Genomic DNA, 14774 nt, shown 5'->3' with positions numbered 1-14774 from the left:
CACGCGCGACGCGGGCGGGCGGGTGATCCCGGTGGGGACGACCGCGCTGCGGCTGATCGAATCCGCTGCGCGTGATGGGCGGTTGCAGCCGTGGACGGGACCGACGGATATTTTCATCACCCCCGGTTTCCGGTTCCAGATCGCGGATGGGTTGATGACCAATTTCCACCTGCCGAAATCCACGCTGATGATGCTGGTCTCGGCGATGATGGGGGTGGATTGGATCAAGGCGATTTATGGCCATGCCATTGCACGACGCTATCGTTTCTTTTCTTATGGGGATGCGTCGCTTTTGCTGCCTGACCAAGCGTGATTGTCGCGGCGCTGTCATTGCAATCCGGGTAAGGACGGGTCAGACGGCGGCACGGGCAAAGTGGCCCGGAAGGGAAAAAGATGTTTCAGGTTTTGTCAGGGTCATGGGCGCTGTTCATGGGCATGTTTCTGCTGATGGTGGGCAACGGGTTGCAAGGCACCCTGCTGGGTCTGCGCGGCGAGATGGAGGGTTTCAGCACGCTGGCGCTGTCTGTCGTCATGTCCGCCTATTTCCTGGGTTTTCTGTTTTCATCCCGCTTTACCCCTGAACTGATCCGCCGGGTCGGGCATGTGCGGGTGTTCGCCGCCATGGGGTCGATGATTTCGGCCATTCTGATCCTTTATCCCACGCTGGTCGATCCGATTGCCTGGACCATCGGGCGGGTGCTGATCGGGTTTTGTTTCTGTGGCGTCTATATCACCGCCGAAAGCTGGCTGAATGACGCGTCCAGCAATGCCACGCGCGGCAAGGCGCTGTCAGTTTATATGATCGTGCAGATGGGCGGGATCGTGACCGCGCAATTCATCGTCAGTCAGGGTGATGTGTCGGGCTATGTGATCTTTATCATTCCGTCGGTGCTGGTGTCGCTGGCCTTTGCGCCGGTGCTGTTGTCGGCGCGCCCGATGCCGGCCTTTTCGGCGACCAAACCGATGAAGATCAAGGACCTGATCCGCACATCGCCCTTGGGCTGTGCGGGTATGTTCCTGCTGGGCGGTGTCTTTGCCGCGCAATTCGGCATGTCGGCGGTATACGGCAGCCGGGTCGGGCTGAGCGTGGGAGAAATTTCATTCTTCATCTCGGCGATCTATATTTCTGCGCTGGTGCTGCAATACCCCATCGGCTGGCTGTCGGACCGGATGGACCGGCGCAGGCTGATCATCTGGATCGCGCTGCTGGGCGGGCTGGGGTCGCTGATCGCGTTTCTCATTCCGGGTTATTTCGTGCTGATCGTGATCAGTGGCGCCATCGTGGGCGGCACGTCGAACCCGCTTTATGCGTTGCTGATCGCCTATACCAATGATTATCTGGAAAAAGAGGATATGGCCGCCGCATCTGGCGGGTTGTTGTTCATCAACGGGCTGGGCGCGATCATGGGGCCGCTGATCGTGGGTGCGATGATGGATGCGATCGGCAATAACGGGTTCTGGCTGTTCACCTCGGTCCTGATGCTGGGTGTGGCCGGTTACGGCATGGTGCGTGCGACGCAGCGGGATCGCGGCGCGATGGATCTGGATCAGGTGCCCTATGCGCCGGTTTCGGCCAGTTCATCGGCGGTCGCGGTCGAGGTCGCGCAGGAAGCCTATATCGAGGCCGCCGGTGACGATGCCCCGGCGCAGGCCAGCTAAAATCGGACCAGGTGGGCAGGAAAGCCTTGTCAGCACTGAATTTCTCTGTTTCGTTTGACCTAACGGGAACGACCGCGGAGGATTGGGTCAGTGTCGCAAGCAGACGAGGTTCTGGCATTCTGGCTGGATGAATGTGGCCCGGCGGATTGGTATAAATCCGATCCCGATTTTGACGCACAGATCACGGACAGGTTCCATGACCTGTGGGTGGCCGCGACCGAAGGATCGCTGGGTCTGTGGCTGACCCATGCATCGGGCACCTTGGCCTATATCATCCTGACCGACCAGTTTCCGCGCAATATGTTCCGCAGCCAGGCAAAGGCGTTTTCCACCGACCTTTTGGGGCTGGCGGCGGCCAAGATGGCGATTGACCGCAACTGGGACATGAAGATCGCGGAACCCGCGCGCCAGTTTTTCTATCTGCCCCTGATGCATTCCGAAGCCCTGTCCGATCAGGACCGCGCGGTGCGCCTGTTTCACAGCCGGATGCCCGAAACCGGCCATGAAAACCGCGACCATGCCTGCGCGCATCGCGCCATCATCCGCGATTTCGGGCGGTTTCCTTACCGCAATGACGCATTGGGGCGGCGCACATCGCCCGCCGAACAGGCGTTTCTGGATGAAGGCGGCTATATGGCGGCGCTGCGCGCGGTGCAGAGCGAAAAGACCTGACCGCCAGCGGGACACAGATATGACCTTGGGTCACTGGAGGTCGCCTGAAAAATGGTTTAATACTGAACTATCTTGAATCGGGAGGGCCGACATGGCTGCGAAGAACTTTGATCTGATCGTTATCGGGGCCGGCCCCGGTGGCTATGTCGCCGCGATCCGGGCAGCACAACTGGGCAAGACTGTCGCGATTGTCGAACGCGAAAATCTGGGCGGTATCTGCCTGAACTGGGGCTGCATCCCGACCAAGGCGATGCTGCGATCCTCCGAAGTGTTTCATCTGATGCACCGCGCCAAGGAATTTGGCCTGAGCGTGGAGAAGGTCGATTACGATCTTGGTGCCGTTGTGAAACGCTCGCGCGGTGTTGCCAAGCAGATGGAAGGCGGGGTCAAGCACCTGCTGAAAAAGAACAAGGTCACTGTTTTCATGGGCGAGGCTGTGATCCCCGCCAAGGGCAAGGTCAGCGTCAAGACCGAGGCCGGCACCGAAGACCTGACCGCAAAGAATATCGTGCTGGCCACCGGCGCGCGCGCGCGCAACCTGCCGGGGCTGGAAGCGGACGGCGAACGCGTCTGGTCCTATCGCCACGCGCTTGTCCCGCCGCATATGCCGAAAAAGCTGCTGGTCATCGGATCGGGTGCCATCGGCATTGAATTCGCCAGCTTTTACAACACTTTGGGCGCCGAGACGACCGTGGTCGAGGTGATGGACCGCGTGCTGCCGGTGGAAGATGCCGAAATCAGCGCCTTTGCGAAAAAGCAATTCGTCAAACAGGGCATGAAGATCATGGAAAAAGCCACGGTCAAACAGCTTGACCGTGGCAAGGACAAGGTGACCGCCCATATCGAAAGCGGCGGCAAGGTTGAAAAGATCGACTTTGACACCGTGATCAGCGCTGTCGGCATCGTCGGCAATGTCGAAGGGCTGGGGCTGGAAGAGCTTGGCGTCAAGATCGACCGCACCCATGTGGTGACGGATGAATATTGCCGCACCGGGGTGGAAGGGCTTTATGCCATCGGCGATATCGCCGGTGCGCCATGGCTGGCGCATAAGGCCAGCCATGAAGGCGTGATGGTCGCCGATCTGATCGCGGGCAAACATGCCCATCCGGTGAAACCCGAAAGCATCGCTGGCTGCACCTATTGCCACCCGCAGGTGGCGTCAGTGGGCTATACCGAGGCGAAGGCCAAGGAATTGGGCTATGACATCAAGGTCGGGCGTTTTCCGTTCATCGGCAATGGCAAGGCGGTGGCACTTGGCGAACCCGAAGGCATGGTCAAGACGATCTTTGACGCGAAAACCGGCGAATTACTGGGCGCGCATATGGTCGGCGCGGAAGTGACGGAACTGATACAAGGCTATGTGATCGGGCGGCAGCTTGAAACCACGGAAGAAGATCTGATGAACACCGTCTTTCCGCATCCGACCCTGTCGGAGATGATGCATGAAAGCGTGTTGGATGCGTATGATCGTGTGATTCATATGTGAATGTGGGGGGTGTGCGGACCTCCCCCACGCGGTCGCGGTTGGGTGCGTGCACGAACGCACCCTTCGTGTATTTAATGCGCTGTTGGTACGGACGGGGCGGGGGTGTAGGGTGCGTGCTTGCACGCACCCTACACCTCATGGTGCGGTCACGCGCAGCGGTGCCGTCGCCAAAGTCACGACATTCTGCCCCAGGATATAGCGGACCTCATACGCGCCCGGTTCCGACGGCGCGGTCAATATCACCGGATTTTCCGCGCCGATATAGCGATAGGTCACATAGCCGCTGTCGCCCAACGCGCTGATCGTCAGGTAATCCCCCGCATAGGCAGGTCCGTCCCAGCCCACCGGCACCTCTGCCCCCGCCACAACGCTCGCAGGGGCAATCACCCGCGCGGACACATCTGTCACGGTGATCGGCTGGCTATGGATCACCTCGCTGTCGCGGAAGGAATAGCGCAATTCATAGTCTCCGGCGATCCCCGGCATCTGCAGATCCACCGGATTGCCGCCCCGCAGATAGCTGTAGGTCAGATAGCGCCCGCCGATTTCCGCGACCTGCACATTGTCGCCATCCGCATCCGGCCCGGTCCAGCCGATGGACACGACAGACCCCGCCGGCGCCGATGCGGGCGCGTCAAGCGCCACCGCCACCTCTGTCACCGTGATCGGCTGGGTATAGATCACCTGACTGTCGCGGAAGGCATAGCGCAATTCATATGCGCCGGGTTCTGCGGGGATCTGCAACTGCACCGGATTGCCCGATGCGGTGTAGCGATAGCTGATATAATTGCCACCGGGACGCGCGATCTGGATATTGTCGCCCGCCGCATTCGGCCCGGCCCAGCCCACGTCGATCACGGACCCTGCTGCGGCCTTTGCCAGCGCGGTCAGGCCGACCAGCACGGGCGTCACCTCGATCATCGTGGTGGCGATGGTGTCGCGGTCGTTCAGGACATAGCGCAATTCATAGCTGCCCGGATCAGCCGGAAGTTGCAATTCAACCGGATTGCCGCTGGCGGTATATCTGTAGGCATAAAAACTTTCACCCGGCAGCGCGATCTGGATATTGTCACCGCCTTCATCCGGGCCGTCCCAGCCGACCTGCACGACAGACCCGGCCTCTGCCGCAGCCGGCGCGATGATCCGCGCGCTGGGGGCGGTGTCTTCAAAGGCGATCTCGACCGCTGTATTGCCGCCGCCGATGGCGATGAACGGGGCGGTGGCGGACACCTCTTGCGCGGTGTGATAGGCGGTGGCGGCATAGGCCCCTTCTGCCAGTTGCAGCGCCAGCGGATTGCCCGTGAATGTCGGCACGACATCATCGCCGCCGCTGATTTCCCAGACGACGGCTGTGTCGATCACCCGCCTGTCCGCGCCAATGACAGCGGTGAATGTCATTGCTACCAAGGTCGGTTCCGGGTCGCGCGCCGGTTCCGCGACGATGGCCGCCATCGCGAGATTCAGTTCCTGCGCGTTGGCGGCGGTCAGAAATTGCCCGCCGGTTTCCCCGGCCAGACATTGCATCTGGGCCAATGCCTCTGGGTCGGACACGTCAAAGCCGACGACATGAGTGGTGAAGCCGATCCCGGTTTCCGCCAGCAGACGGGCGGCGGCGCAAGGGTCCGGATTGCAAGTCTCGATCCCGTCGGACACCAGAATGACCGTGGCTGCCTGTTCGGTATAGCGCAAGGACTCTGCCGCCGCGATCACCGCATCGGTCATCGGCGTGCTGCCAAGCGGCCTGATCGCATTCACGGCGGCGATGATCTGATCCGCCGTGCCGGGGGCGGGGGCGACGATGGTTTCGATGTCGCTGCAGGACCCACGCGTGCGATGGCCATAAACCGTCAGGCCCAGCCCTTGTTCGGCAGGAAAACCGGCCAGCAGATCGCCGATCACCTGTTGTGCGATTGTGATTTTGGCGATGCCGTCGATCTGGCCCCACATCGACCCGGACCCGTCAAGCACGAGGATGGTATTGGGCTGGCCCTGGGCGACGGCGGATGTGGAAAGAGCAGTGAACAGCAGACAGGCAGGCAGGACGCGCATGGCAATTTCCTTTGCGAACACTTTTTCGCAGAGAAGCATGTCTTTTGCGGGCAGGCCAGCAAATTCTTGCGCAGGTTGTGGTGTGGAAAACAAGAATGGCCGCGCTTGGGCGCGGCCATTCTCTGCCCGGTCCGAAGATGGGACAGGTGGACCGGGCGGGGGGGTCGTTAGTCGGCCAGCATCGCGGCAAAGCCGTTATAGCCCATGGCACCCAGATCGCCCTGCATGGTCAGCGCGCCGGTTTCCAGATCGACGGCATAGATGCCCGATGTGTCGGCACCTTCCATCATCAGCACGGCATAGGCCATGTTTTCACCTTCGGCAGGCGAGATGATTTCAAGATCGCCCATGGCGGTGATATCGACAGCTTCGCCATCCAGCGTCAGTGCGGCGACAGTCGTCAGCGTGCCTTCGTTATTGGCGAGGTTCACCAGCGCGTTGGTTTCGGCATCCAGCACATATTGCACCGTTTCGGATGCGGTTTCACCCACGATGGCGTTGGTATAGGCGCTGGCAAAGACGGCAGGCGTCATGCCGGCGTTTTCGTCACCTTCTGCATAGAACAGATCGGTAAAACGCAGCACGGTGTTGGCGCGTTCGTCATTGTCGCCGAAACCTGCGGGGAAATAGACGTGGTTGGACCCGTCCGTTGCCACAATGCGGACCGCATCGATGTTGTTGTTGAAATCAAACCCGACCATCGCGCCGTCGGTGATGCCGACATTGTCGCCGATCATGTTTTCGGTCGCGGTCAGTTCGCCGCTTGCAGTGTCAATGTCGTAGACCGCGCCATTGGGGGCGATGCCGATCAGATCGCCTGTCACCGGGCGATAGGCAATCGCGCCCAGGATGCCGGACAAGGTCACGGTTTCACCGGCTTCCATCAGGCCGGGCAGGGTGACGAGGCTGGTGCCGTCTGCGCCAAGCGCATAGCCGGTCATGTTGTTGTCCTGCGCGAACACAGGTGCGCCCAGCAGGGCAAGGGTGGTGGCGGAAATCAATGTCTTTTTCATCGCATGATCCTTTTCAATCGGGTTGGCATGATGCCTTTGATAGGGTAATAGATGGAGTCTAAGTTATTGATTGTAAACGTAATAAAACTTAATGTGATCGCGAAACTATCGTCCGCGCTATTTCGTGTATGGTGATTGGCCTGTCCGGTTCATCGCCCAAATTGCGGGCAGACGCGGGGTTGGGCCGGAATATTTTTTGCAACTGTTCCGTTAATGTTCTAAAGCGGCACTGGTAGTGGCTGCTGCCACGCCTATGTGATGTAGGTCATCCCGGGGGTCAGAATGGCTGAGCTGAAGAACATCGAAGTGCGCGGCGCGCGTGAACATAACCTCAAGAACATCGACGTGGATATTCCGCGCGATCAGCTTGTGGTGATCACCGGCCTGTCGGGGTCGGGGAAATCCAGCCTTGCCTTCGATACGATCTATGCCGAAGGGCAGCGGCGCTATGTCGAATCCCTGTCGGCCTATGCGCGCCAATTCCTTGATATGATGGAAAAGCCTGACGTCGATCACATCAGCGGCCTGTCGCCCGCGATTTCGATTGAGCAGAAAACCACCAGCAAAAACCCCCGGTCCACCGTTGGCACGATCACCGAAATCTACGACTATCTGCGGCTGTTGTTCGCGCGCGCCGGCACGCCCTATTCCCCCGCGACCGGCCTGCCGATCGAAGCCCAGCAAGTGCAGGATATGGTCGATAGGGTGATGACCCTGCCGGAAGGGACGCGGGGCTATCTGCTGGCGCCCATCGTGCGCGACCGCAAGGGCGAATACCGCAAGGAATTTCTCGACCTGCGCAAACAGGGGTTTCAGCGGGTCAAGGTGGATGGTGAATTCTACGAACTGGATGAACCGCCGACATTGGACAAGAAATTCCGCCACGATATCGACGTGGTCGTGGACCGGATCGTGGTGCGTGAAGGCTTGGAAACGCGGCTGGCTGATTCGTTCCGCACCGCGCTCGACCTTGCCGATGGCATCACCGTGCTGGAAACCGCCCCGGCCGAGGGGGAGGGTGATCCCGAACGTCTCACCTTTTCCGAAAAATTCGCCTGTCCGGTGTCGGGTTTCACCATTCCCGAAATCGAACCGCGGCTGTTTTCCTTCAACGCCCCCTTTGGCGCTTGCCCCGATTGCGACGGTCTGGGGGTGGAATTGTTCTTTGACGAACAGCTTATCGTTCCCGATGTCACCTTGAAAATCGCAGATGGCGCGCTGGCCCCATGGCGCAAAGGCAAATCGCCTTATTTCCTGCAAACCATCGAAGCCATCGCCAAACATTACGGTTTCAACAAAAACGCCCGCTGGAAGGACCTGGACCCAAAGGTGCAGAACGTGTTCCTGCGCGGGTCCGGCAAGGAAGAAATCAAATTCCGCTATGACGAAGGCGGTCGTGTCTATCAGGTCGAACGCCCGTTTGAAGGCGTGATCCCGAACATGGAACGCCGCTATCGCGAGACCGACAGCAACTGGATCCGCGAAGAATTCGAAGCCTATCAGAACAACCGCCCCTGCGGCACCTGCGGCGGCTATCGTTTGCGGGCAGAGGCCTTGGCGGTCAAGATCGGCGGCATGCACGTCGGACACGTTGTGCAGATGTCGATCAAGGAAGCCTATGATTGGTGCCTGACGGTGCCTGACAACCTGTCCAAACAGAAAAACGAAATCGCCGCCGCGATCCTCAAGGAAATCCGCGAAAGGCTGGGGTTTCTGAACAATGTCGGGCTGGAATATCTGACGCTGGCGCGCAATTCCGGCACCTTGTCGGGCGGCGAAAGCCAGCGGATCAGGCTCGCCAGCCAGATCGGGTCGGGCTTGCAGGGTGTGCTTTATGTGCTGGACGAACCCAGCATCGGTTTGCACCAGCGCGACAATGACCGCCTGCTGACGACACTGAAAAACCTGCGCGATCAGGGCAATACCGTGATCGTCGTCGAGCACGACGAAGAGGCGATCCGCGAGGCGGATTACGTCTTTGACATCGGCCCCGGTGCGGGTGTGCATGGCGGGCAGGTGGTGGCCAAAGGCACGCCAGCCGAAATCATGGCGAATGAAAATTCGATTACCGGCCAATATCTGACTGGCAAACGCGAAATCGCCGTGCCTGCCATCCGCCGCAAGGGCAAGGGCAAGAAACTGACGGTGGTCAAGGCGACCGGCAATAATCTGCAGAATGTCACGGCGGATTTCCCGCTGGGCATGTTCGTCTGTGTGACCGGCGTGTCAGGCGGTGGCAAATCCACGCTGACGATTGAAACCCTGTTCAAGAACGCGTCGCAGAAACTCAACGGTGCGCGGCAGGCCCCGGCCCCGTGCGAGACGATCAAGGGCTTTGAACACCTCGACAAGGTGATCGACATCGACCAGCGCCCGATTGGCCGCACCCCGCGATCCAACCCTGCCACCTATACCGGTGCCTTTACCCCGATCCGCGACTGGTTCGCCGGTCTGCCAGAGGCCAAGGCGCGTGGCTATAAACCGGGCCGGTTTTCGTTCAACGTCAAGGGCGGGCGCTGCGAGGCCTGCCAGGGCGACGGCGTCATCAAGATCGAGATGCATTTCCTGCCCGATGTCTATGTCACCTGCGAGACCTGCAAGGGCGCGCGTTACAACCGCGAAACGCTGGAGGTGAAGTTCAAGGGCAAGAGCATCGCCGATGTGCTGGATATGACCGTCGAAGATGCGCAAGGCTTTTTCACCGCCGTCCCATCGATCCGCGAAAAGATGGATGCGCTGATGCGCGTCGGTCTGGGCTATATCAAGGTCGGCCAACAGGCGACGACCCTTTCGGGGGGCGAGGCGCAGCGCGTGAAATTGTCCAAGGAACTGGCGCGCCGGTCCACGGGCCGCACGCTCTATATCCTTGATGAACCGACGACGGGGCTACACTTCGAAGATGTGCGCAAGCTGTTGGAAGTGCTGCATGAACTGGTCGATCAGGGCAATTCGGTGATCGTGATCGAACATAACCTCGACGTGGTGAAAACCGCCGATCATATCATCGATATCGGCCCCGAAGGCGGCGATGGCGGTGGCCGGATCGTGGCCACAGGCACGCCGGAGCAGGTCGCCGAGGTCGAAGAAAGCCATACCGGGCGTTACCTCAAACAGATGCTGGCACCGCGCAAACTGGCGGCGGAGTAAGGATCGCCCCATCCTGTCGGATGGGACGAGCGCGCCGCGCGGGAGTATTTTCGAAATAAGAAGTTACGGGCGTTGCCGCGATGCGAACCGTGGCAGCATGGCCGAGAAATCGCGGCCAGCGCCGTCCTCGGTTTCGACGAAATCCGCGTAAAGCGCTGTGGCGGCGGCCCCCAGCGGCGTGTCGGCATCTGCAGCCACGGCGGCGGTCTGGCTGAGCCGCAAATCTTTCAGCATCAGTTCCGCCGCAAAGCCCGGTTTGTAGTCGTTGTCAGCAGGGCTGACCGGGCCGATCCCCGGCGCGGGGCAATAGCTGTTGATCGACCATGACGCGCCCGATGATGTGCTGACCACATCGAACATCGCCTGCCGGTCCAGCCCGAGCTTGTCGGCCAGCGCAAACGCCTCACAAGTCGCAATCATGGTGACGCCAAGGATCATGTTGTTGCAGATTTTCGCCGCCTGCCCGTTACCCGCCGCCCCGCAATGCACCGCCTTTTGCCCCATGATCGCGAACAGGGGCTGCACCTGATCGAATGCCGCCCGCGGACCGCCCGCCATGAAGGTCAGGGTGCCATTGGCCGCACCCACAGTCCCGCCGGACACCGGGGCATCCACGGCCAGCAGCCCCCGCGCCTGCGCCTGTGCCGCCACGGCGCGCGCGCTGTCCACATCGACGGTCGAGCAATCCAGATGCACAGCACCCTGTTGCATCGCCGGGTGGATCTGTGCCGCGACGGCCTGTAGCACCTTGCCATCAGGCAGCATGGTGATGACGACATCGGCATGCCTTGCGGCATCTGCGGCGCTGTCGGCCAGCGTCAGGTCAGCGGGGCGCGCCACCGGGTCAAACCCCGTCACATCATGGCGCAGCGCCAGATTGGCCGCCATCGGCGCGCCCATATTGCCCAGACCGATAAAGCCGATTTTCATGTCTCATCCTCCCAGATCAAAGCCTTTGCGCCCAAGGGGGCGGTCATTGCCGCCACATCCGCTGGCCCGTAGTTCTGCCATTTCGGCGCACGGTCCTTGTCGATGATCGCGGCGCGGATACCTTCGATGAAATCGCCCTGTGCGGCGGCGCGGTGCGTATAACGGTATTCATGGTCAAGGGCGGTTTCGATCCGTGGGTCCTGCCGGACAAGGGCGATGATCCGCACCGCCACCGCCATGGCGAGCGGGGCATTCGCACTGATCAATTTGCGCGCCTTTTCAGCGGCAGGGCCGGGGGCGTCATGCAGGGCAGCGTGGATATCTGCCACATTGTCGCCGCTGAAAAGCACATCAATCTCGGCCTGCCATGCGGCCAGATCACTTGGTGGGGCAGGGCGCGCCTTGATCGCATCCAGATCACCCGCGACCAACCCGGCCTTCACCCCATCCCAATCCTGCGCCGGGATATAGTGATCGGCGAACCCCGCGAATATCGCATCGCCCGCATCCATCCGGCTGCCGGTCAGCCCCAGATAGGTGCCAGTAAACCCCGGCGCGCGCGCCAGCAGCAGCGACCCGCCCACATCCGGCACCAGCCCGATGCCGCATTCCGGCATGGCGATGCGGCTGTCATCCGCCACGATCCGGTGGCTGGCGTGGCAGCCGATGCCGACACCGCCGCCCATGGTGAACCCATGCAGGAAACTGACGATAGGTTTGGGATAGTGTTGGATTTTCCGGTTCAGCCGGTATTCATCGCGCCAGAAGCGCTGACCATAGGCGTAATCACCGCGTTTCGCGCTGGCATACATATCCGCAATATCGCCGCCTGCGCAAAAGGCACGATCACCCGCGCCGTCGATCATGATCAGCGCCACGGCGGGATCGTCGCGCCACTGGTCCAGCGCATCCTCAATCGCCAGACACATCCCCCAGGTCAGCGCGTTCAGCGCCTTTGGCCGGTTCAGCGTGATCCGTCCAGCGCGGCCTTCTGTGCGGATGATGACATCACTCATCGGATCAGCGCGCGCGCGGTGATCAGAAGCATGATTTCATTGGTGCCTTCCAATATCTGATGCACGCGCAGATCGCGGACGATCTTTTCGATCCCGTAATCGGCCAGATAGCCGTAGCCGCCGTGCAATTGCAGGCATTGATCGGCGACCATGCTGCCGGTTTCGGTGCAAAGTTTCTTTGCCATCGCGCAGAATTTCGTCGCATCTGCAGCGCCTGTGTCCAGCTTCCACGCCGCCTGCCGCAGGAATATCCGCGCCGATTGCAGGGCGATTTCCGCATCGGCCAGCCGGAATTGCAGCCCCTGAAACTGGTCCAGCGCCTGCCCGAATGCCTGACGCTCCTTCATATAGGCCAGCGTCTGGTCCAGCGCGCATTGCGCCGCCCCGATGGAACAGGCCGCGATATTCAGCCGCCCGCCGTCCAACCCGGCCATGGCATAGGTGAACCCGCGGCCTTCTTCGCCCAGCAGGTTCGCCAGCGGCGTGGCGCAATCATCCAGCTGCACCTGACGCGTGGGTTGTGACCGCCAGCCCATCTTGTCCTCCAGCCCGCCGAATGACAGGCCGGGCGCGCCGTCTTCGACCAGTATCGCGCTGATACCCTTTGGCCCGGCGTCACCGGTGCGGGCCATGATGATATAGGCGTCGGAATAACCCGCGCCGGAAATGAACGCCTTGGAACCCGTCAGCAGATAGCTGTCGCCATCGCGGCTGGCGCGGGTTTTCAGCGCCGCCGCGTCCGACCCTGATCCCGGTTCGGTCAGGCAATAGGACAGGATCAGGTCCATCGACACGGCGCGCGGCAGGATGCGGGCGCGCAATTCGTCAGAGCCATAGAGGTCAATCATTTTCGCGCACATGTTGTGGATTGACAAAAACGCCGCGACAGAGGCGCAGGAATATGCCAAAGCCTCGAACACCAAGGTCGCGTCAAGGCGGGTCAGGCCCGCGCCGCCGTTTTCCTCGCGCACGTAAAGCCCGCCAAAGCCGAGCGTGGCGAGTGCGGGCCACAGTGTTTTCGGGATCGTGCCGGCGCTGTCCCAGTCGCGCGCGAAAGGGGCGATATGTTCCTGCCCAAAGGCGCGGGCCATATCAAAGATCGCGGCTTGTTCATCGCTGAGCGCGAAATCCATGAAGGCCCTCCCCGGCTGACGTCACAAGGCGATCATGACGCGCCGGAGAGGGGTTTGGCAAGGCCGGGGGCAGGGCCTTGCGCTGCGATCACTCCATCAGGGGAATGGAAAATTCGCCACCTTCTTTGATCCCCGACGGCCAACGGGACGTGACCGTCTTTGTGCGGGTATAGAACTTGAACGCATCAGGGCCGTGTTGGTTCAGATCGCCGAACATGGATTTTTTCCAGCCGCCGAATGTGTGATAGGCCAGCGGCACCGGGATCGGCACATTGATACCCACCATGCCGATATTGATCCGGTTCGCGAAATCGCGCGCGGCGTCGCCGTCGCGGGTGAAAATCGCGGTGCCGTTGCCATATTCGTGGTCCATCGCCAGACCCAAAGCCTCTTCATAGGTTTTGGCGCGCACCACGGTCAGGACCGGGCCAAAGATTTCCTTGGTGTAAATATCCATATCCTTGGTGACATGGTCAAACAGATGCGGGCCGACAAAGAAACCGTCCTCGTACCCCTGCAATTTGAAATCGCGGCCATCGACGACCAGTTCGGCACCTTGCGCGATACCGCTTTCCACCAGTTTGAGGATATTGGCCTTGGCGGCGGCGGTCACCACAGGGCCGTAATCCACGTCATTGCCCGATGTATAGGGGCCGACCTTCAGCGCCTCGATCCGGGGGACCAGCTTTTCGATCAACCGGTCCGCGGTCTCATCACCCACCGGCACGGCCACGGAAATCGCCATGCAGCGTTCGCCAGCGGCACCGTAACCGGCCCCGATCAGCGCATCGGCGGCCTGATCCATATCGGCATCGGGCATGATGATCATGTGGTTCTTGGCACCGCCGAAACATTGCACACGCTTGCCAGCCGCACAGCCGCGGCCATAGATATATTCCGCAATCGGGGTGGACCCGACAAAGCCGATCGACTGGATCACATCATGGTCGATGATTGCATCCACCGCTTCCTTGTCGCCGTTGACGACCTGCAGGATGCCCTTGGGCAGGCCCGCCTCTTCCATCAATTCGGCCAGCATCAGCGGCACGGATGGGTCACGTTCCGATGGTTTCAGGATAAACGCATTGCCGCAGGCAATCGCGGGCGCGAACATCCACATCGGGATCATGGCGGGAAAGTTGAACGGCGTAATGCCAGCCGTGACACCCAGCGCCTGTTTCATCGAATACATATCAATGCCTGGGCCTGCGCTGTCGGTGAATTCACCTTTCAGCAATTGCGGCGCGCCGATGCAATATTCCACGACTTCCAAGCCGCGCACGACGTCGCCCTTGGCGTCGGGGATGGTCTTGCCATGTTCGCGGCTCAACGCCTCGGCCAGCTTGTCCATGTCGCGGTTCAACAGGCCGACGAAAGCCATCATCACCCGCGCCCGGCGTTGCGGATTGACCTTGGCCCAAGCGGGCTGCGCCTTGGCTGCGATCTGGACTGCCTTGTCCATCTCGGCGGCATTGGCGAGCGGGACGCGCGCCTGCACCTCGCCGGTGGCGGGGTTATAGATATCGGCAAAGCGGCCGGACGTGCCTTTGACATGTGCGCCGCCGATGTAATGGGTCAGTTCTTGCATGAATACCTCCATTGGTTGGCGCGACTATAGGCTTGCGTTTTTGCAGGGAACAGCGGCAATGTACCAAAACCATTTTGCAAT

Annotated in this window: 11 protein-coding genes; 5 read left to right on the top strand and 6 right to left on the bottom strand. The window is 60.8% G+C overall.

Features of this window, described 5'->3' with window-relative positions:
• The 4 genes from ACK4TM_RS06195 to lpdA form a co-directional block, all read left to right on the top strand.
• On the top strand, nt 1-313 hold a 313-nt coding region (locus ACK4TM_RS06195; protein WP_409698339.1), incomplete at its 5' end, for an S-adenosylmethionine:tRNA ribosyltransferase-isomerase.
• A gap of 80 nt (nt 314-393) precedes the next feature.
• A complete protein-coding gene (locus tag ACK4TM_RS06190; RefSeq protein WP_409698336.1) occupies nt 394-1659 on the top strand; it encodes an MFS transporter in 1266 nt (421 codons plus the stop codon).
• Nucleotides 1660-1749: 90 nt separating this feature from the next.
• Nucleotides 1750-2331 (top strand): DUF924 family protein, encoded by a 582-nt coding sequence (locus ACK4TM_RS06185; protein ID WP_409698333.1) that lies wholly within the window; start codon nt 1750-1752, stop codon nt 2329-2331.
• Nucleotides 2332-2422: 91 nt separating this feature from the next.
• A complete protein-coding gene (lpdA, locus tag ACK4TM_RS06180; protein WP_409698330.1) occupies nt 2423-3817 on the top strand; it encodes a dihydrolipoyl dehydrogenase in 1395 nt (464 codons plus the stop codon).
• Between the two features lie 135 nt (nt 3818-3952).
• On the opposite strand, the gene ACK4TM_RS06175 is transcribed toward lpdA, so the two are convergent.
• Nucleotides 3953-5866: a vWA domain-containing protein gene (locus ACK4TM_RS06175; RefSeq protein WP_409698327.1), complete on the bottom strand. Its 1914-nt coding sequence runs from the start codon at nt 5864-5866 to the stop codon at nt 3953-3955.
• 167 nt (nt 5867-6033) lie between these two features.
• Nucleotides 6034-6879 carry a DUF4394 domain-containing protein gene (locus ACK4TM_RS06170; protein WP_409698324.1) on the bottom strand — a complete coding sequence of 282 codons (846 nt, stop codon included), beginning with the start codon at nt 6877-6879 and terminating at the stop codon, nt 6034-6036.
• Nucleotides 6880-7161: 282 nt separating this feature from the next.
• Between ACK4TM_RS06170 and uvrA the strand changes: the two genes are divergently transcribed.
• Complete coding sequence (gene uvrA / locus ACK4TM_RS06165) at nt 7162-10026, top strand: excinuclease ABC subunit UvrA (protein ID WP_409698321.1); 2865 nt, start codon at nt 7162-7164, stop codon at nt 10024-10026.
• Nucleotides 10027-10089: 63 nt separating this feature from the next.
• Here uvrA and mmsB read toward each other — a convergent pair whose 3' ends face one another.
• The 4 genes from mmsB to ACK4TM_RS06145 form a co-directional block, all read right to left on the bottom strand.
• A complete protein-coding gene (gene mmsB, locus ACK4TM_RS06160) occupies nt 10090-10956 on the bottom strand; it encodes a 3-hydroxyisobutyrate dehydrogenase (protein ID WP_409698316.1) in 867 nt (288 codons plus the stop codon).
• Nucleotides 10953-11972 (bottom strand): enoyl-CoA hydratase/isomerase family protein, encoded by a 1020-nt coding sequence (locus ACK4TM_RS06155; RefSeq protein ID WP_409698313.1) that lies wholly within the window; start codon nt 11970-11972, stop codon nt 10953-10955. Before ACK4TM_RS06155 ends, mmsB begins: the two co-directional genes overlap by 4 nt.
• Nucleotides 11969-13105 carry an acyl-CoA dehydrogenase family protein gene (locus ACK4TM_RS06150; RefSeq protein WP_409698310.1) on the bottom strand — a complete coding sequence of 379 codons (1137 nt, stop codon included), beginning with the start codon at nt 13103-13105 and terminating at the stop codon, nt 11969-11971. Before ACK4TM_RS06150 ends, ACK4TM_RS06155 begins: the two co-directional genes overlap by 4 nt.
• Before the next feature lie 88 nt (nt 13106-13193).
• Complete coding sequence (locus ACK4TM_RS06145) at nt 13194-14693, bottom strand: CoA-acylating methylmalonate-semialdehyde dehydrogenase (RefSeq protein WP_409698307.1); 1500 nt, start codon at nt 14691-14693, stop codon at nt 13194-13196.
• Nucleotides 14694-14774: the final 81 nt, after the last annotated feature.

Origin of the sequence: Yoonia sp., assembly GCF_046292185.1 — a bacterium.
Classification (GTDB): domain Bacteria; phylum Pseudomonadota; class Alphaproteobacteria; order Rhodobacterales; family Rhodobacteraceae; genus Yoonia.
The sequence above is the reverse complement of the archived record's forward strand: the minus strand, read 5'-3'. Positions and strand labels throughout refer to the sequence as shown.

What these genes read in the sequence shown, in the direction of transcription:
- ACK4TM_RS06150 (WP_409698310.1), bottom strand. Translation starts at nt 13,105, where the DNA reads ATGGATTTCGCGCTCAGCGATGAACAAGCCGCGATCTTTGATATGGCC.
- ACK4TM_RS06190 (WP_409698336.1), top strand. Translation starts at nt 394, where the DNA reads ATGTTTCAGGTTTTGTCAGGGTCATGGGCGCTGTTCATGGGCATGTTT.
- ACK4TM_RS06145 (WP_409698307.1), bottom strand. Translation starts at nt 14,693, where the DNA reads ATGCAAGAACTGACCCATTACATCGGCGGCGCACATGTCAAAGGCACG.
- lpdA (WP_409698330.1), top strand. Translation starts at nt 2,423, where the DNA reads ATGGCTGCGAAGAACTTTGATCTGATCGTTATCGGGGCCGGCCCCGGT.
- ACK4TM_RS06155 (WP_409698313.1), bottom strand. Translation starts at nt 11,972, where the DNA reads ATGAGTGATGTCATCATCCGCACAGAAGGCCGCGCTGGACGGATCACG.
- ACK4TM_RS06170 (WP_409698324.1), bottom strand. Translation starts at nt 6,879, where the DNA reads ATGAAAAAGACATTGATTTCCGCCACCACCCTTGCCCTGCTGGGCGCA.
- uvrA (WP_409698321.1), top strand. Translation starts at nt 7,162, where the DNA reads ATGGCTGAGCTGAAGAACATCGAAGTGCGCGGCGCGCGTGAACATAAC.
- mmsB (WP_409698316.1), bottom strand. Translation starts at nt 10,956, where the DNA reads ATGAAAATCGGCTTTATCGGTCTGGGCAATATGGGCGCGCCGATGGCG.
- ACK4TM_RS06175 (WP_409698327.1), bottom strand. Translation starts at nt 5,866, where the DNA reads ATGCGCGTCCTGCCTGCCTGTCTGCTGTTCACTGCTCTTTCCACATCC.